Genomic DNA, 18,010 nt, shown 5'->3' with positions numbered 1-18,010 from the left:
CGAGGGGCCGCGGGGGCTCTGGTTCCCGGGGTCGGGGGTGATCGTTGTCACGAGGTGGTTCCTGGTGGCTCGGTGCTCGGTACGGGGTCAGGGCTTGAAGGTGACCGGCAGGGCGGCGGGGGCGGCTCCGGTGGGCGGCACCTGGAGGCTCTTCAGGGAGAACTCCATGACCTCCTTGAAGACGGGTCCGCAGATCTGGCCGCCGAAGTAGCTGCCCTGGGTGGCGTTCTGGATGACGCAGTAGACGGTGATCCTGGGCTTGTCGGCTGGGGCGAACCCGGCGAAGGACGAGGTGTAGCCGTGGTACTTGCCGGTGGCCGGATCCACGCGGTTCGCCGTACCGGTCTTGCCCGCGACCCGGTACCCCGGAATCCGGGCTTTGGTACCGGTGCCCTCCTCGTCGTCGACGACCGACTCCAGCATCTGCGCGAGGGTTTTCGCCGTCTTCTCGCTGACGACCCGTGTCTTCTCGGGCTTGGGGGCGGGTGTGAAACGCCCGTCGGGTCCCTTGGAGCCGCGGACGAGGGTGGGCTCGATACGGACGCCGCCGTTGGCGATGGTCGAGTAGACGGAGGCGGCCTGCATCGCGTTGACGGACACGCCCTGGCCGAAAGGAATCGTGTACTGCTGCGAGGTGGACCACTGGTCCGGCGGGGCCAGGATGCCCTTGGTCTCGCCCGGGAAGCCCAGCCCGGTGTGGCTGCCGAGGCCGAACTTGCGAAGGTAGTCGTACAGCACCTTGTTGGCCTGGCCCTGGGTTCTGCCCAGCTGGCCGGTGGCGAGGATGGTGCCGATGTTGCTGGACTTGGCGAGGACGCCGTTGAGCGTCAGGTACCAGGTCGGGTGGTCGATGTCGTCCTTGAACAGCCGGTCGCCGCGGTGCAGCCGGTTGGGCACCACGACATGGGTGCCGGGGGTGGCGGCGTTCTCCTCCAGCACGGCCGCCATGGACAGCACCTTGGCCGTGGAGCCCGGCTCGAAGGCGTCCTGGAGGGCCGCGTTGCCGAGCGTCCTGGGGTCGGCGTCGGACAGGTCGTTGGGGTCGAAGCCGGGGGCGTTGGCCATGGCCAGGACCTCGCCGGTGCGGGTGTCCTGCACGATGACGTAGCCGCGGTCGGCCGCGGACTCCTCCACCTGCCTGCTGATGGCGTTCTGCGCCGCCCACTGGATGTCGCGGTCGATGGTGAGCTCGATGTCGTCGCCGGGCACGGCCGGGGTCTCCGTGGAGCCCGCGGTGGGCACCAGACGGCCGCCGGACTGGGCGTAGCGGATCTTGCCCTCCTCGCCGGCCAGCCGGTCCTCGAGCTGGAGCTCGACGCCGCCGCTGCCCTTGCCCTCGGCGTTGACCCAGCCCAGTATCCCGGCGGCGAGCTCGTTGTTCGGGTACACCCGCTTGCTGGTCGGCACGGAGAAGATGCCGGCCAGCACGTTCACGGTGGACCCGTCGGTCTCGGACTTGGTGGCGAGGGCGGACCTGAGGTCCTTGATCTGCTTCCAGACCTGCGGGGTCTGCCGCCCGGCCAGCTTCACGTAGCGCAGCGACGGGTTGTCCGGCCGCAGCTTGCGGACCAGGTCCTCCTGGTCGGCGCCGAGGATCGGGGCGAGCAGCGCCGCGGCCTGCTCGGGCCCGTCGTCGATCTTCAGCTCGTCCGGGGCGAACATCGTGGGGTCGGCCGTGATGTCGTAGGCGTCCTCGCTGGTGGCGAGGGCCACGCCGTTGCGGTCGGTGATCTCGCCGCGTTCGGCGGCCAGCACCTGCCCCACGTAGCGGTTGCGCTCGGCCTTGCCGGCGTACGTGCTCGCGTCGACGGCCTGGACCTGCACCAGGCGGACGACGAACGCGAGCATGACGAGGGTCAGGCCGACGCCGACCAGGCGGAGCCGGGGGCGCGGGCTGCCCAGCCGGATGGTCTTCGGGGCGCCGGGGCGCGGTCCGCCGGGCCTGCGGGCCGGGCGGGCGCCGGGGCCGGGGCCGGTGCGGCCGCGGGCGGCCGGGCGGACGGGCCGGGCGGGTCCCGGCACCCGGCGGCGGGGCGGTTGCCTGTCGGACACTTCCGTCACCTGCCGGGGGTCGGGGCGTGCGGGGAACGGGGGGCGGACTGCGGCGACGGCGGGGCCGTCGCCGTGGCCAGCGCCTCGGGCGCGAGGACGAGGGGGGCGCGGGCCGGGGAGGCCTCGCCGGGCACACCCTTGACCTTGCCGTCGGGGCCGAGGAAGGCGGGGTCGCCGCCGGGCACCATGCCGAGCTCGCGGGCGCGGCGCTGGAGGGCGTCGGGAGCGGAGTAGGCGTCGATGTCGCGCTGCAAGGCCTGTTCCTCGTCCGTGAGCTCCTTGGTCTCGCGCTGGAGGTCGTCGAGGTGGAACGCGCCCTCGCTGAGCGCGGAGTTCAGCACCAGCAGGCCGATCAGACCGCCGCCGAGGAGCAGGACCACGAGGAGCACGAAGGGGGTGCGGGCCGCCTGGGCGCGGCCGGTGGGCAGGAGGTGCGCGAGCCGGGCCGCCCGCCCCCGCAGCTCGGGCCGCCCCTTCAGTTCGGGTTTACTGGTCACTCACGCTCCCCTGAGTTCGCTCGTCCCGTCCGTTCACCCGGCCGTCACCAGTCTCCTGGCCGGCCCGTGCCTCACCCGTGCCTCACCGGAGCCGCCTCACCCGACGTCCTCCCGGATGCGCTCCGCGCCGCGCAGCCGCGCGGGAGCCGCACGGCGGTTCTCGGCGATCTCCTCCTCGGTGGGAAGTTCGGCACCGCGCGTGAGCAGCTTGAGCCGCGGCTGGTACTGCTCGGGGACGACCGGCAGGCCGGGCGGGGCGGTGGTCGCGGCTCCCGCCGCGAACACCTGCTTGACCAGCCGGTCCTCCAGGGAGTGGTAGGACAGCACGGCGATGCGGCCGCCGACGTCCAGGGACTTCACGGCCGCCGGGACGGCGCGCTCCAGCACCGACAGCTCGCCGTTGACCTCGATCCGCAGGGCCTGGAAGGTGCGCTTGGCCGGGTTGCCGCCGGTGCGCTTGGCGGCCTGCGGCAGCGCGTCGCGGATCAGCTCGACCAGACGGGCGCTGGTGGTGAAGGGCTCCTTCTCGCGCTCCCGGACGACGGCGGCCACGATCCGCTTGGCCTGCTTCTCCTCGCCGTAGGCGCGCAGGATGCGGACCAGCTCGCCGGGCGGGTAGGTGTTGAGGACCTCGGCGGCGCTGACGCCGGCCGTCTGGTCCATGCGCATGTCGAGGGGGGCGTCCTGGGCGTAGGCGAAGCCGCGGTCGGCCTCGTCCAGCTGCATCGAGGACACCCCGAGGTCGAACAGGATCCCCTGCACGCGAGGGATGCCGAGCCGGCCGAGGACGTCGGGAAGCTCGTCGTAGACGGCGTGCACCAGGGTGGCCCGGTCGCCGAACGGGGCGAGCCGCTCGCCGGACAGGCGCAGCGCCTCCTTGTCGCGGTCCAGGGCCACGAGCCGGGCCTCGGGGAAGCGGCTGAGCAGCGCCTCACTGTGGCCGCCGAGGCCGAGCGTGCAGTCGACGACCACCGCGCCGGGCCGCTCCAGGGCGGGCGCCAGCAGGTCCAGGCACCGCTGGAGCATCACCGGGACGTGTCGGCCACCGCCCTCCCGTCGCCCGCCACCGCCCTTGTTCGGAAGCGCTTCGCGCCCGTTCACTTCGGCCCTCTCAGATCCGGCGTGACGCTCACGCACCGCCGGTTCCCCGCCCTCCCCGGTGAGGGGGCGGCCGGCGCCGGAGGCGTCGGCCGGGCGGCGGCGGGAGAAGGCCGAGCCGTACGTACGCGCCGCGCACGCGGGGAGATCCCCCGGTCGGCGCCGGGGGATCCGGGGGAGTCACTGCAGCGGGCGGTCTCACCTCCCGCTTCGCGTCACTTTAGTCCACGGTCCGGCCCGGTCAATCAACCGGACTGCGCGTCGTGGCCCGCGCGGGTCAAGAGGCGGATCGGGCACATCACCCGTAGGCAGGGGGTCACACCACTCCTGTGGGTTACCTCACACCCAGCGCCGTCGGCGTTCTTTGTCCCCTCTCACAACGGGCTCGGCGCCTTCCTGACCAGTACCGTCAGGAGTATGACGACTTCTGCATCCGTACCCGCGGGTTCCGGGAACGCCGCCGTCGGCTCCGGCACCGTGACCGACCGCCTGATCGAAGCCAACGCGCGCTATGCCGCCGCGTTCGCCGATCCGGGCATGGACGCGCGCCCGGTGCTCCACGTCGCCGTGGTGGCGTGCATGGACGCCCGCCTCGACCTGCACGACGCGCTCGGCCTGTCGCTCGGCGACTGTCACACCATCCGCAACGCCGGCGGTGTGGTCACCGACGACGTGATCCGCTCGCTGACCATCAGCCAGCGGGCGCTGGGTACCCGCAGCGTCGTCCTCATCCACCACACCAACTGCGGTCTGGAGTCCCTCACCGAGGAGTTCCGGCACGAGCTCGAGATGGAGGTGGGACAGCGTCCGGCGTGGGCCGTCGAGGCCTTCCGGGACGTGGACCAGGACGTCCGCCAGTCGATGCAGCGGGTGCGGACCTCGCCGTTCCTGCTGCACACCGACGACGTGCGCGGGTTCGTCTTCGACGTGAAGACGGGTCTGCTGCGTGAGGTCGACCCCGCCTGACCGGCCCCGTCCCGGGCCGGCCGTACCCGGAGAGCCGTCGAACGTCGTAAGAGCTGACATATCGCTGTCAGTTGTCCACAGGCGAGTGACACGAAACGGTAACGGCGGCAAGAATGCGGAAGTGGTGTCACGCGGAACTGTTCCCTCGTGACATCCGTGATTCGGGGTGGGCCGGTCCGCGGGGTACGGGATCGGCCGGCACATTTGGGGAACCCCCCGCTCATCGCGGAGCGTGGGTAAGGCCGAGGAGGGCCGGGTGACGACCTATGACGATCGTGCAAGCCATGGGGGCGCCCCCGACCGGGCATACGGGGCGGTCGGGGAGGACCTGACCGCCGTCGTGGAGCGCGTGCGTGGTGCGGTGGAAGGCGTGATCGAGGGGAAGCCCGAGGTCGTACGGCTTTCGCTGACCGTGCTGCTCGCCGAGGGACATCTGCTCATCGAGGACGTCCCGGGAGTCGGCAAGACGATGCTGGCGAAGGCACTGGCGCGGTCGATCGACTGCTCGGTGCGGCGCATCCAGTTCACACCGGACCTGCTGCCCTCGGACATCACCGGTGTGTCCATCTGGGACCAGCAGCGCCGTGACTTCGAGTTCAAGCCGGGCGCGATCTTCGCGCAGATCGTCATCGGCGACGAGATCAACCGCGCCTCGCCGAAGACGCAGTCCGCGCTGCTGGAGTCGATGGAGGAGCGCCAGGTCACCATCGACGGCAAGACCTACGAACTGCCCAGCCCCTTCATGGTGGTGGCGACGCAGAACCCGGTCGAGATGGAGGGCACCTACCCGCTGCCGGAGGCCCAGCGCGACCGCTTCATGGCCCGCGTGTCGGTCGGCTACCCGAGCGCGGAGGCCGAGCTGCAGATGCTCGACGTGCACGGCGGCGTCTCCCCGCTGGAGGACCTCCAGCCGGTGGCGCACGCGCACGACATCGTGAAGCTCATCGAGGCGGTGCGCGGCGTGTACGTGGCCGAGCCGATCCGGCGGTACGCCGTCGACCTGGTCGCCGCCACCCGCACGCACCCCGACCTGAGACTCGGCGCGTCGCCGCGCGCGACGCTGCACCTGCTGCGGGCGACGAAGGCGGCGGCGGCCCTCGCGGGCCGTGACTACGCGCTGCCGGACGACGTGCAGGCGCTCGCCATGGCCGTGCTCGCCCACCGTCTGCTGCCCACCGCCCAGGCGCAGCTCAACCGCCGCACCGCCGAGCAGGTGGTGCAGGAGATCCTGCAGCGCACCACGGTGCCCGCGGCGGCCGGCCAGCCCGCCGGGCTCGGCCTGGGCCGCGGAGGCTACGGCCGGCAGCCGTCCCGGAGGCTGTGATGAGCACCGCCGGCGCGGTCCACGCCGACGACGACCGGGGCGACCGGAGCGGGCTGAGGACCGCCCTGGCGGGGCTCACCACCCGGGGGCGCTCCTTCCTGGCGGCCGGGATCGCGGCCGCGGTCTGCGCGTACGTGCTGGGGCAGAGCGACCTGCTGCGGGTCGGCCTGCTGCTGGCGGTGCTGCCGCTGGTGTGCGCGGCCGTGCTCTACCGGACCCGCTACCGGGTCGCGGGCAGCCGCCGCCTCTCCCCCGGCCGGGTGCCGGCGGGCACCGAGGCGCGCGTGCACCTGCGCATGGACAACGTCTCCCGGATGCCCACGGGCCTGCTGATGCTCCAGGACCGGGTGCCCTACGTGCTCGGCCCGCGCCCGCGGTTCGTGCTGGACCGGATGGAGGCGGGCGGACGCCGTGAGGTGTCCTACCGGGTCCGCTCCGACCTGCGCGGCCGCTACCCGCTGGGCCCGCTCCAGCTGCGGCTGTCCGACCCGTTCGGGATGTGCGAACTGAACCGCTCGTTCTCCTCGTACGACACGCTCACGGTGACGCCCCGGGTGGAGGCGCTGCCACCGGTGCGGCTGAGCGGCGAGTCCAAGGGGTACGGCGACGGGCTGCAGCGCTCGCTGGCGCTGGCCGGCGAGGACGACGTGATCCCCCGCGGCTACCGCTACGGCGACGACCTGCGCCGCGTCCACTGGCGCTCCACCGCCCGCTACGGCGAGCTGATGGTGCGCCGCGAGGAGCAGCCGCAGCGCGCCCGCTGCACGGTGCTGCTGGACACCCGCGCCATCGCCTACGAGGGCGCCGGGCCGGACTCGGCGTTCGAGTGGGCGGTGTCGGGCGCGGCCTCGGTGCTGGTGCACATGCTGGAGCGGGGCTTCTCGGTGCGGCTGGTGACGGACACCGGCGACTCGGTGCCCGGAGAGGGCGCCGACGGCTTCTCTGGGGTGCACCAGGAGTCGGCGGACGCGGCCGGGCTGATGATGGACACGCTGGCCGTGGTGGACCACTCCGACGAGGAGGGCCTGTCCCGCGCCTACGACGTGCTGCGGTCCGGCAGCGAGGGCCTGCTGGTGGCGTTCCTCGGCGACCTGGACGACGAGCAGGCCGCCGTGCTGGCCCGGATGCGGCAGCGCAGCGGCGGCGCCGTCGCGTTCCTGCTGGACAGCGACGACTGGCTGCGGGAGCCGTCCGACGTGCCCGGCCCCGACGCGCGGCCGGGCGAGGAGCACCTGCGGATGCTGCGCGAGTCGGGCTGGACCGCCGTGGGGGTGCCGCGGGGCGCCTCGCTGGAGCGGCTGTGGCGGCAGGCGGACCGTGAGCGCTCGGGCCTGGTGGCGGCGAGCGGTGGGGAGGGACCGTGATCAGCTCACTGGCCAGGCTCACCGTGCGCGCGTGGGCGGCCACCCTGCTGGCGGCCTGCGCCCTGCTGCCGCTGGTGGAGTCGACCGCCTGGATCCTCCAGGCGGCGCTGCTGCTGGGCGTGCAGGCGGGCGTGGGCGCGGCGGCGAGGCGGGTGCCGCTGGCGCGGCCGCTGACGGTGACGGCGCAGGTCGTCGTCACGCTGATGCTGCTCACGCTGCTGTTCGCGCGGGAGCACGCCGTCGCCGGGCTGATACCCGGCCCGGACGCGCTGCGCTTCTTCGGGCAGCTGCTGGAGCAGGGCGGCCAGGACGTCAACCGGTACGCGATACCGGCGCCGCTGAGCGACGGCATCCGGCTGATGCTGGTCGGCGGGGTGCTGGTCATCGGCCTGCTGGTGGACGTGCTCGCGGTGACCTTCCGCAGCGCGGCCCCGGCCGGACTGCCGCTGCTCGCCCTGTACTCGGTGGCCGCGGGCCTGACGGACAACGGCATCGAGTGGCTGTGGTTCCTGCTGGCCGCGGCCGGTTATCTGATGCTGCTGCTCGCCGAGGGCCGGGACCGGCTCTCGCAGTGGGGCCGGGTGTTCGCCGGGCCGCCCCGCGGCCGGAGCCGGGAGATGCCCGGCGCGCCGGCGCCGGCCCGGTTCGGGCACCGGATCGGGGTGGTGGCGCTGGGCATCGCCCTGGTGGTGCCGCTGGCGCTGCCCGCGATGGACGGCGGCCTGCTCGACCCGAACGGCCGGGGCGTGGGCGCGGGCGTCGGCGGGGGCGGCACGATCTCCGCGGTGAACCCGCTGGTGTCGCTGCGCGACTCGCTGAACAACGACGACGACCGCGCGGTGTTCTCGGTGCGCACCGAGATGGAGAACACCTCGGACCTGTATCTGCGCATCGTGTCCCTGGACGACTTCGACGGCACCACGTGGAAGCCGTCGAAGCGGGCGATCACCCAGGTGCCCGAGGGCTTCCCGGCCCCGCCGGGACTCGGCCCGGACGTGGAGTTCACGGAGGTCGGCACGTCGGTCTCGGTCGCGAAGTGGTACGGCCAGACGTGGCTGCCGATGCCGTACCCGCCGAGCCGGGTGAGCGTGCAGGGCGACTGGCGGTACGAGCCGGTCGGTATGACGCTGGTCGGCGACCACGGGCAGAACACGCGCGGCCTGACGTACGAGGTGCGCAGCCTGGACGTGCGTCCCACGGCGGAGCAGCTGGCCGAGGCCCCTGAGCCGCCGGCCGATCTGCTGCGCGAGTACACCGACCTGCCCGACTCGCTGCCCTCCGTGGTGGCCGAGACCGCCCGTGACGTGACGGACGGCGCCAAGAGCGACTACGACCGCGCGGTGATGCTGCAGGACTGGTTCACGCTGAGCGGGGAGTTCCAGTACGACACCCAGGTCGACGTCGGCAGCGGCTCGCAGGCGGTCGCCCGCTTCCTGAAGGACAAGCGGGGCTTCTGCGTGCACTACTCGTTCGCGATGGCGTCCATGGCGCGGTCGCTGGGCATCCCGGCGCGGATCGCGGTGGGCTTCGCGCCCGGCACCCCGCAGGCCGACGGCACCGTCTCGGTCGCGATGCGGGACGCCCACGCCTGGCCCGAGCTGTACTTCGAGGGCGTGGGCTGGACGCGGTTCGAGCCGACCCCGACCCGGGGATCCACGCCCGACTACACCGTGCAGGACGTCGAGGACAACGGGCCCGCGGATCCGGCCCGGCCCTCGCAGGCCGCGCCCGCCGACCCGTCGGCGCAGCCGTCGCAGAGCACCGACTGCCGGGCGGACGGCGGTGACCCGGGGTCCTGCGAGAGCGAGTCGCCGCAGGCGGCCCTGCCGACGGACGGCGACGGCCCGAAGTGGCACGTGGTGCTGCTGTGGGCGCTGGCCGGACTGCTGGTGCTGGCCCTGCCGCTGTCGCCGCTGCTGTGGCGGACGCGGATGCGCGCGGTCCGGCTGGGCGGCCACGGCCGCACGGAGGAGGACATCGCTCCGAGTGTGCTGGCCGCCTGGGAGGAGCTGACGGACACGGCCTGGGACCACGGGATCGTGCCGGACGAGTCGCTGACCCCGCGCGGGGCCGCCGACCGCATCGTGCGGACGGGCGGGCTCGAAGGGGACGCGGCGGCGTCGGTGCGGAGGCTGGCGGGGGCGGTGGAGCAGGTGCTGTACGCGCCTCGGCCGCTGCCGGCTGAGGGGCTGGCGGAGGATGTGTGGCGCGCGTCGGGGGCGTTGCGGGACTCGGCGTCCCGGGCGGGCCGTCTGCGGGCGGTGCTGGCGCCGCGGTCGGCCGTGCGGGTGGTGTGGGCGGTGTCCGACCGCTGGGTGTCCCTCCGGGACCGTGTGGTCGCCCTCCGCCCTGACTGGCATCTGCCTACGCGCCAGCGCGGCTGAGGTCTCACCGGCGGCCGCGGACCGCCCCGGGCCGTCCGCGCGGTTCCCCGCGCCCTTGAAGGCGCCGGCAGCGACAGCGCCCCGTAGGGGCGCGGGGAACTGCGCGAGAAACCACGACGTGCCCGCAGACACAACTCGGGAACGCGTGGAACACACCCCAGGGGCGCGGGGAACTGCGCGAAGAAACCGCCATGCACCCGCAGGGTTTCGCAGGGACGACTCAGGGGTGCCCACCCGTGCGGGTGGACACCCCTGAACCGAAGACTACGCAGGCCTCAGTGGCCGCCGCCCTGCTCGTCGCGCCGACGCTGCCACCGCTCCTCGATGCGGTCCATCATCGAGCGCCGCGCTCTCCCCTGGCGGCCCGCCCGCGGGGCGGCTGCCGCCCCCGGGGCCTGCTCACCCGGCTTGGGCGCCTTGCGCCACCCGGTCACCGCGAGTACGGCGCACCCCAGCATCACGAGGAAGCCCACGACGCTGAGCCACACCTGCTGGGCGACCATACCGGCCATGAGGAGCGCAATACCTACGAGGAAGCCCGCGACCGCCTGGTAGACCCGTCGCCGGGTGTACGTACGCAGCCCGCTTCCCTCGAGCGCCGTCGCGAACTTGGGATCTTCGGCGTACAGCGCTCGCTCCATTTGCTCGAGCATGCGCTGCTCGTGCTCCGAGAGCGGCACGGAGTCCTCCTCATCGTGCAGTCGCCGGGGCGACCCGGGGGGTCCCTTCAGGATAGGCAGGGAATCGCCCCCGTGAAACCCGCCCCTCTGCGCCAATTGCCGACCGGTGTCCGCCATCACGCACCGGTCCGCTGAGGCTGTCATTCCCCGGCGGCCGACCCGTCATGCCGGGCGGTCTCCCTCGATCATACGGCTCCGAGCCGCCATTCGGGGGGCCTGTGGCACAGTCCATGCGCCCCGGGGCCGCCGGGCGCGCCGCTGATCAGCGCCGTGTCACGGCGGCCGCTCAGGCCCCGGCGGCCTCGCCGGCCTCACCGAGCACATGAAGCTGCGTGGCGACGGAGTGGAACGCGGCGAGCTCGGCCGCGGCGGCCTCCAGCTTCAGCAGCGCCTCCATCGCCCCGGGCTCGGTGTCGACCAGGACGCCCGGGACGAGGTCGGAGAAGACGCGGACCCCGTGCACCGCGCCGACCTCCAGGCCCGCGCCGCGCACCAGTCCGGTGAGCTGCTCGGCGGTGAAGCGGCGCGGTACCGGGTCGCCTTCGCCCCATCGGCCGTTCGGGTCACCGAGGGCCTGCCGGGCCTCCGTGAAGTGGCCGGCGAGGGCACGGGCGAGGACCGCGCCGCCCAGGCCCGCGGCGAGCAGGCTGAGGACGCCGCCGGGGCGCAGGGCGGCCACCGTGTTGCGCACGCCCTCCGCCGGGTCGTCGACGTACTCCAGGACGCCGTGGCACAGCACGACGTCGTAGCCGCCGCGCTCGGCGACGTCGAAGAGGCCGCGGGCGTCGCCCTGCACGCCGTGCACCCGCTCGGCGACGCCCTCCTCGGCGGCGCGGCGCTCTAGGGCGAACAGGGCGTTGGGGCTGGGGTCGACGACGGTCACCCGGTGACCCAGCCGGGCCAGGGGAACGGCGAAGTTGCCGCTGCCGCCGCCGGTGTCGAGGACGTCCAGGGCCTGCCGTCCGGTGGCCTTGACCCTGCGTTCCAGGGCGTCCTGGAGGACGTCCCAGACAACGGCGGTACGGAGAGCGGCGCGGGGGCGCATCGGGTCCGACACGGTGGTGACTCCTCGGCGGGGCACCGCCTGGGGTGGGGCGGGGCGATCGGGTTTCAGGCGCTGTCCACCCTATGGCCTGCGCCGCGGCCCGCCGTCACCCGGTGGCCTCCGGGTCAGCCCGCGTCGGGCAGGCCGCCGCGCGGGGCGGTGTCCGGGCCGTCGTCCTGGTCGGGGCGGGGCTGGGGCAGCACCGGCTGGAGCACCAGCATCCGCTCGACCAGGCGCAGGAACATCGCCACGTCCCGGATCAGGTCGTCGGCGTCCCGGACGGTCGCCGCGCCCTGGATGCCCGCCTCGGCCCTGGCACGGCGCCGGGCCCCGGAGGCGAACAGGGCGCTCCACTCGGCGAGTTCGGGCGCGATCTCCGGGAGCACCTCCCACGCGCTTCGTATCTTCGCCCGGGCCCGGGGCGAGGTCTCGGGCCTGCCCCGGGCGGCGAGCACGGCGGCGGCGGTGCGCAGGGCGGCCAGGTGGGCCGTCGCGTAGCGCTCGTTGGGGGTGTCGAGGACGGCGGCCTCGTCGAGTCCGGCACGGGCCTGGGCGAGCAGGTCGAGGGCGGCGGGCGGGGCCGCGGCGCGGCGCAGCACCGGGTGGATGTCGCCGGCCGGGCCGTTGTTCAGTGAGGGGGCAGGGCCGGCTGCGCGGCGCCGACGGGCGGCGGCTGCGGACGAGTGGGCCATGACGAACCTCCTGTCGTCTTCGTGACGGCACGCCATGAGGCAAGTGCCGTATGTGCACATCGTGCGGTATGGCACTGACAATCCGTTCTGACCTGCGGCGTTGCCTCGTCCGCCCGTTCGAGCTAACTTTTGCACTGACCAGTCAGTTCAAAAGATGTTCCCGCACGTTCAGGGGGATTCGTGGACGATCCGAGCGGACTCGCCGTCGTGGCCGACGGCCTCGGCCTGAAGGGACCACGGGGGTGGGCCTTCCGCGACGTGTCGGCCGACGCCGGGCCCGGCGCGCTGATCGCGGTGGCCGGGCCGTCCGGCACGGGCCGCACCTGTCTGCTGCTCACGCTCACCGGACGCATGAGGCCGACGGAGGGGCGGGCCGTCGTCGGCGGTCTTGAACTGCCCCGGCGCATGGCCGCCGTGCGGCGTCGCAGCGCCCTGGCGCACGTGGCCGGGGTGACCGACCTGGACCCGGCGCTCACCGTGGCCGAGCATCTGCGCGAGCAGGAGCTGCTGCGGCGGCGCTTCGGGGGCGCGCTCCCCCGGCCCCGGCAGTTGCTGCGGCCGCGCGCCGAGCGGCGGCGGGAGCGGCGCCGGCACATCGACGGGGCGCTGGCCACCGCCGGGCTCGACCTGTCCGCCCTGCCCAAGGGCGGGCGGACCGCGGTGCGGGACCTGGAGCGGCTGGAGGCGCTGCGGCTGTCGCTGGCGCTGGCGTTGCTGGGGCGTCCCCGGCTGCTCGGGATCGACGACGCCGACCTGAAGCTGTCGGCCGGCGAGCGGCAGGAGATGTGGGAGCTGCTGCGGTCCGTCGCCGGCACGGGGGTCACGGTGCTGGCCGTGTGCAGCGAGCCGCCGTCCGACGCGGTGGTCGTCCGCACGGGCGCGGACCGGTCCGGCGGCACGGGGACCGACGGGCCCGCCGCCAGCACCGGCGACGGCACCGACGCCTCCCACGCCGGCGACGAGCCCGGCGACTCCCCCGCCGGCACCGGCACGGAGACCGGCGTCGCCCCGGCGGCGGACCCGGCCCGTACCGCGGACGGCCCCGACGCCGTCCCGCACGAGACCGGTGAGTCCGACGAGGCCGTGGCCACCGGCCGGGCCGCCGGCGCCGAGTCCGCCACCGACGGGTCCGCCGACCGGGCCACCCACCACGGAAAGGAGGCCGCCGACGATGCGATCGCCGCGACTGGCCGCTCTTGAGCTGCGGCGCTTCGGCCGCGGCACCCTCCCGCGCGCCGCGCTCGTCGCCCTGCTGGTGCTGCCCCTGCTCTACGGCGCCCTGTACCTGTGGTCGTTCTGGGACCCGTACGGCCGTCTCGACCGGATCCCCGTGGCCCTCGTGAACGCGGACGAGGGAGCAACGGCGAACGGCAAGCGGATCACGGCCGGGGACGACATCGCCGAGGGCCTGCACGACAGCTCCGCCTTCGACTGGCGGGAGGTGGGCGAGGAAGAGGCCCGGCGGGGGGTCGAGGACGGCACGTACTACCTGTCCCTCACCGTGCCGGCCGACTTCAGCCGTCGTATCGCCTCCAGTTCGGGCGACTCGCCCGAGACCGGCGCCCTCCAGGTGCGCACCAACGACGCGAACAACTACATCGTCGGGCAGATCTCCCGGACGGTCTTCGGCGAGGTGCGGCGGGCCGCGTCCACCAAGACCTCCCGGTCCTTCCTGGACCAGATCTTCGTCTCCTTCTCCGACCTGCACGGAGAGACGGTGAAGGCGGCCGAGGGCGCCGACAGGCTGAACGGCGGCATCGGCAAGGCGGAGGAGGGCTCCAAGGACCTCGTCGACGGGCTGAAGGACGCCCGCGCGGGCAGCGGCAAGCTGGCCAGGGGCCTGAAGGACCTGCACAAGGGCGCGGGCACCCTGGAGGACGGCTCCGGGAAGGTCGCGGACGGCACGCGCCGCCTCGCCGAGAAGGTGAACGCGCTGAACGCGGAGGCGGGCCCGTTCCTGAAGAAGAACGAGAAGGCCATCGGGGAGACGGCAGGCTTCGTCGCCGACACGGCGGGACAGCTGCGGGACGACCTGGACGCGCTGACGGAGAAGGCGCCCGCCGCCGCGAAGGACGCCCGTGAGGCGTCCGGCACCCTGGACACGCTCCACCGCGAGCGCTGCGAGGACGCCGGCGAACCCGACCCGGCCTGCCCGGAGCTGAAGAAGGCCAAGGAGGCGGCGGCGACCGCCTCGTCCGTCGCGGACGACGTCAGTGACCTGGTCACCGGGCACCGCGCGGACCTGAAGAAGCTCGACGGGCACCTCGCCACCCTGGAGAAGCAGGCGCGTGCGCTCGCCGGCCGCGCCCCGCACCTCTCCGAGGACCTCGACGACGCCGTCAGCCGTATCAACAAGCTCAACACCGGCGCCGGCAAGGTCGCGGCGGGGGCGAAGAAGCTCAACAAGGGTCTTGCCACCGCCGAGACGGGCGCCCGGGACCTGGACAAGGGCGTCGGCAGGCTGAAGACGGGCGCGGACGACCTGAGCGGCGGACTCTTCAAGCTGGTCGACGGCTCCGAGGAGCTGGCCGGCGGTCTGCACGAGGGCGCCGGGCAGATCCCCGACTACGACGAGGCCGAGCGCGACGAGCGCACCGAGGTGATGGCCGACCCGGTGCGGCTGGTCTCCCGCGACCTGCACAAGGCGCCCAACTACGGCACCGGTTTCGCCCCGTACTTCATCCCGCTGTCGCTGTGGGTGGGCGCGATGGTGGCGTACATGCTGATCGCGCCGATGAACCGGCGGGCGCTCGCGGCGGGGGCGTCCGCCTGGCGGATCGCGCTGGCGGGCTGGCTGCCGGTGGTGGCGATCGGGGTGCTGCAGACGGTGGCACTGATGTCGGTGCTGCACTGGGGGCTCGGGCTGCAGATGGCGCGGGCGGCCGGGACGGTGGGCTTCCTGTTCCTGGTGACGGCGTGCTTCGCGGCGCTCGTGCAGTGGCTGAACGCCCGCTTCGGCGCGGCCGGCCGGATCCTGGTGCTGGCGCTGCTGATGCTCCAGCTCACCTCGGCGGGCGGCACGTACCCCGTGCAGACCAGTCCGGGCTTCTTCAACGCGCTGCACCCGTTCCTGCCGATGACCCATGTCGTGGAGGCGCTGCGGCGGCTGATCTCGGGCGGCGGGCTCGGGCCCGTGTGGACGGCCTGCGCGGTGCTGGCGGCCTTCACCGCCGGCGCGCTCGCGCTGACCGCGCTGTCGGCCCGCCGCCGGCAGGTGTGGACGCTCGACCGGCTGCACCCGGAGCTGAGCCTGTGAACCGGCCGGCCGGAGCTCCTGTGAGAATCGGGGCCATGGAACGCAGCAGCACCACGCCGGGCGGCAGCGCCCGCCGCGAGGCCACCCGGCAGAAGCTCTACGAGGCGGCCGTCACGCTCATCGCCGAGCAGGGGTTCTCCGCCACCACCGTGGACGAGATCGCCGAGCGGGCGGGCGTCGCGAAGGGCACCGTCTACTACAACTTCGCGAGCAAGTCGGTCCTCTTCGAGGAGCTGCTGCGGCACGGGGTCGGCCTGCTGACCGCCTCGCTGCGGGAGGCGGCCGAGCGGACGGAGCGGGAGGGCGGCAGCAAGGTCGACGCCCTGGACGCCATGATCCGGGCGGGGCTGGTGTTCATCGACCGCTACCCGGCCTTCACCCAGCTGTACGTGGCGGAGCTGTGGCGCACCAACCGGGCCTGGCAGTCCACGCTGATGGTGGTGCGGCAGCAGGCCGTGGCGGTGGTCGAGGGGGTGCTGCGCGAGGGCGTGGCGGCCGGGGAGTTCAGCGAGGAGATCGACGTGCCGCTGACGGCGGCCGCGTTGGTGGGCATGGTGCTGGTGGCGGCGCTGGACTGGAAGTCGTTCCAGCCGGAGCGGTCCCTGGACGACGTGCACGCGGCGCTGTCGCGGCTGCTGCAGGGCCGGGTCAGCGGCCGCGGGTAGTCCGCCGGGCGCCGGACACGCGAAGGCGCCGGTCGGTCGGTGGCCGCGTCCCCCGCGGGCCACCGGCCGGGCCGGCGCCTCCCTGTTCCCCCGTGTCCCCCGTGATCCCCCGTACGTCCCCCCGTTGAACCCCCGTTGCGGTCGTTCCCCCGGGTCCCCCGTGCCTCGCTCCCGCCGGCGGCGCCGGCGGAAGGAGCGGATCGCGGGCCGGTCCCCGCTCCGGCGCCCCGTGTCGCCGGTGCCGTGGGCCCGGGCCCCCTCTCCGTGGTCTCCACTCTCCCGTTCCCGCTGGTCCGGGCCCATCCGCCGCCGTACTCATCTCGCCGGCTAGGTACCTGTACTCACGCCTGCGCACCCGGGCCCACCACGGCCTGCGCCCGCACGGTCACGCCACGGGGGCGCGGATACTCGGGAACGAGCCCCTGCCGGCGGCGGATAAAGTCCCTGACATGGCACGGATTGCGGTGATCGGCGCCGGCGCGGGCGCGCTGGCGGCCGCCGCCCGGCTGGCCGTCGCGGGCCACCGGGTGGCGGTGTACGAGCGGACGGAGACGTACGGCGGTGCGCTGCGCCGCCGGGAGCGGGATGGGTTCGCCTTCGACACCGGGCCCGGGCTGCTGCCGCTGCCGGCCGTCTACCGGGACCTGTTCGTGAAGACGGGCCGGGAGCCGTTGGAGGAGTGCGTCGAGCTGGTGCAGGCCGACCCGTCGTCGCACCACGTCTTCGCCGACGGCACCCGGGTGTCCCTGCCGAACGCCTCCCGGGCGGGTGTGGTCTCCGCCGTGGAGCAGGCGCTGGGCGCGGACGCGGCGCGGCGCTGGGGCGACTTCCTGGTGCGGGCCCGCGAGGCCTGGGACCGGGCTCGCCGCCCGCTGCTGGAGGAGCCGCTGTGGCCCAACTGGCAGGTGCTGGCCGAGCGCGAGCCCTACCCGGCGGTCCCGCACCGGCGGCTGCTGCGCCTGCGCAGGGCGGCCACGCTGTCGGAGGTAGGCGACTGGGAGCTGCGCGACCCGCGGCTGCGGGCTCTCCTCGAGAGCCACGCCCTGGCGTTCGGCCTGGACCCGCGGGCCACTCCGGCGAGCGCGGCGGTGCTGCCGTACATGGAGCACGCTTTCGGCACCTGGTACGTGCGCGGCGGGCTGCGGGAGCTGGCGCGGGCGATGTACGAGCGGTGCCTGGCCCGCCGGGTGGAGTTCCACTTCGGCGTGGAGGTCACCGCAGTGCGGGAGAAGGACGGCCGGGCGGCGGGCGTGGAGCTCGCCGACGGCACGGCGGTGGAGGCGGACCTGGTGGTCGCGGGGGTGGGCCCCGGGCTGCTGGAGCGGATGTGCGGCACGCGGCCCCGCGGGGAGGGCGAGGCGCCCGCCCGGCGGGAGGGGGCGAGCCGGACGACGGTGCTGCTGGCACTGCGCGGGGCCCGCCCGGAGGGCACCCCGCACCGGACGGTGGTGCACACCCGGGACCGTACGGCGGAGCTGGACGCGCTGTCAGGCGGCGGACTGCCCGCCGAGCCGACGGTGACGGTGCTGCGGCCTGACGACCCGGCGCTGGTCCCGGACGCCGCGCACGAGGCGGTGACGGTGACGGCGGTGACGCCCGCGGGGGCGGAGGGCGTCGAGGAGTTCGCGGAGCGGATGGTGACGGCCGCCGCGCGGGCGGTGCCGGATCTGCGGGACCGGCTGCTGTGGCACGAGGTGCGCACGCCTCAGGACGTCGCGCGGGAGACGGGCGCGGAGGGCGGCGCGGTGCCGGCGCCGGCGCTCGCCGCGGCGGACGGCCGGTTCCTGCACGCGTCCAACACCACACGGCTGCCGGGGCTGTTCACCGTCGGCGGCTGGTCGCACCCCGGCGGCGGCCTGCCGCATGCCGGGATGTCGGGGGCGCTGGTCGCCGGACTGATCGTGGAGGGGCCGGAGTTCCGCGGCTCGCAGTGAACGCGGGCCGCGGCGCGGGCGGTTGAGGAGACCCTCGGCCGTCCGTGACCGCC

At 74.2% G+C, this 18,010-nt stretch carries 14 protein-coding genes; 8 read left to right on the top strand and 6 right to left on the bottom strand.

The features are described from left to right. Nucleotides 1-87 precede the first annotated feature (87 nt). The 3 genes from ELQ39_RS23815 to rsmH all read right to left on the bottom strand — a co-directional run bounded on the left by ELQ39_RS23815 (nucleotide 88) and on the right by rsmH (nucleotide 3,650). Nucleotides 88-2,052, bottom strand: coding sequence for a peptidoglycan D,D-transpeptidase FtsI family protein (locus ELQ39_RS23815; protein WP_337663024.1), 1,965 nt, complete (start codon nucleotides 2,050-2,052; stop codon nucleotides 88-90). 5 nt (nucleotides 2,053-2,057) lie between these two features. Beyond that, on the bottom strand, nucleotides 2,058-2,549 hold the full coding sequence (locus ELQ39_RS23810) for a septum formation initiator family protein (RefSeq protein WP_225627000.1): 492 nt from the start codon (nucleotides 2,547-2,549) through the stop codon (nucleotides 2,058-2,060). A gap of 96 nt (nucleotides 2,550-2,645) precedes the next feature. Continuing rightward, on the bottom strand, nucleotides 2,646-3,650 hold the full coding sequence (gene rsmH / locus ELQ39_RS23805) for a 16S rRNA (cytosine(1402)-N(4))-methyltransferase RsmH (protein ID WP_337662509.1): 1,005 nt from the start codon (nucleotides 3,648-3,650) through the stop codon (nucleotides 2,646-2,648). A gap of 414 nt (nucleotides 3,651-4,064) precedes the next feature. Here rsmH and ELQ39_RS23800 point away from each other — a divergent pair, with 414 nt between their 5' ends. From ELQ39_RS23800 to ELQ39_RS23785, 4 genes are all read left to right on the top strand, one after another. Then, nucleotides 4,065-4,613, top strand: coding sequence for a beta-class carbonic anhydrase (locus ELQ39_RS23800; RefSeq protein WP_190000154.1), 549 nt, complete (start codon nucleotides 4,065-4,067; stop codon nucleotides 4,611-4,613). Nucleotides 4,614-4,869: 256 nt separating this feature from the next. Beyond that, nucleotides 4,870-5,937 carry an AAA family ATPase gene (locus tag ELQ39_RS23795; protein WP_391664924.1) on the top strand — a complete coding sequence of 356 codons (1,068 nt, stop codon included), beginning with the start codon at nucleotides 4,870-4,872 and terminating at the stop codon, nucleotides 5,935-5,937. Further along, complete coding sequence (locus tag ELQ39_RS23790) at nucleotides 5,937-7,301, top strand: DUF58 domain-containing protein (RefSeq protein ID WP_242593853.1); 1,365 nt, start codon at nucleotides 5,937-5,939, stop codon at nucleotides 7,299-7,301. Before ELQ39_RS23795 ends, ELQ39_RS23790 begins: the two co-directional genes overlap by 1 nt. Beyond that, complete coding sequence (locus tag ELQ39_RS23785; protein WP_242593851.1) at nucleotides 7,298-9,685, top strand: transglutaminase TgpA family protein; 2,388 nt, start codon at nucleotides 7,298-7,300, stop codon at nucleotides 9,683-9,685. Before ELQ39_RS23790 ends, ELQ39_RS23785 begins: the two co-directional genes overlap by 4 nt. 275 nt (nucleotides 9,686-9,960) lie before the next feature. Here the strand turns inward: ELQ39_RS23785 and ELQ39_RS23780 are convergent, their stop codons facing one another. From ELQ39_RS23780 to ELQ39_RS23770, 3 genes are all read right to left on the bottom strand, one after another. Continuing rightward, a complete protein-coding gene (locus ELQ39_RS23780) occupies nucleotides 9,961-10,365 on the bottom strand; it encodes a DUF3040 domain-containing protein (RefSeq protein WP_190000161.1) in 405 nt (134 codons plus the stop codon). Between the two features lie 286 nt (nucleotides 10,366-10,651). Then, nucleotides 10,652-11,422, bottom strand: coding sequence for a methyltransferase (locus tag ELQ39_RS23775; protein WP_190000163.1), 771 nt, complete (start codon nucleotides 11,420-11,422; stop codon nucleotides 10,652-10,654). A 113-nt stretch (nucleotides 11,423-11,535) separates the two neighbouring features. Next, nucleotides 11,536-12,102, bottom strand: a complete 567-nt coding sequence (locus tag ELQ39_RS23770) for an SAV_6107 family HEPN domain-containing protein (RefSeq protein ID WP_190000164.1) — start codon at nucleotides 12,100-12,102, stop codon at nucleotides 11,536-11,538. A 180-nt stretch (nucleotides 12,103-12,282) separates the two neighbouring features. Here ELQ39_RS23770 and ELQ39_RS23765 point away from each other — a divergent pair, with 180 nt between their 5' ends. From ELQ39_RS23765 to ELQ39_RS23750, 4 genes are all read left to right on the top strand, one after another. Then, nucleotides 12,283-13,302 (top strand): ATP-binding cassette domain-containing protein, encoded by a 1,020-nt coding sequence (locus ELQ39_RS23765; protein ID WP_242593849.1) that lies wholly within the window; start codon nucleotides 12,283-12,285, stop codon nucleotides 13,300-13,302. Continuing rightward, on the top strand, nucleotides 13,274-15,358 hold the full coding sequence (locus tag ELQ39_RS23760; RefSeq protein ID WP_190000168.1) for a YhgE/Pip family protein: 2,085 nt from the start codon (nucleotides 13,274-13,276) through the stop codon (nucleotides 15,356-15,358). Before ELQ39_RS23765 ends, ELQ39_RS23760 begins: the two co-directional genes overlap by 29 nt. Nucleotides 15,359-15,393: 35 nt before the next feature. After that, nucleotides 15,394-16,023 carry a TetR/AcrR family transcriptional regulator gene (locus ELQ39_RS23755; protein ID WP_048456806.1) on the top strand — a complete coding sequence of 210 codons (630 nt, stop codon included), beginning with the start codon at nucleotides 15,394-15,396 and terminating at the stop codon, nucleotides 16,021-16,023. 449 nt (nucleotides 16,024-16,472) lie between these two features. Beyond that, the gene (locus ELQ39_RS23750) at nucleotides 16,473-17,957 is read left to right on the top strand and encodes a phytoene desaturase family protein (RefSeq protein WP_242593847.1); all 1,485 of its coding nucleotides are present in this window, start codon (nucleotides 16,473-16,475) and stop codon (nucleotides 17,955-17,957) included. Nucleotides 17,958-18,010 lie beyond the last annotated feature (53 nt).

The sequence above is a fragment of the Streptomyces sp. GB4-14 genome (assembly GCF_022696125.1).
Lineage (GTDB): Bacteria > Actinomycetota > Actinomycetes > Streptomycetales > Streptomycetaceae > Streptomyces > Streptomyces werraensis.
Note: the sequence above shows the minus strand (reverse complement) of the source record. Positions and strands in the feature narration are given on the sequence as shown.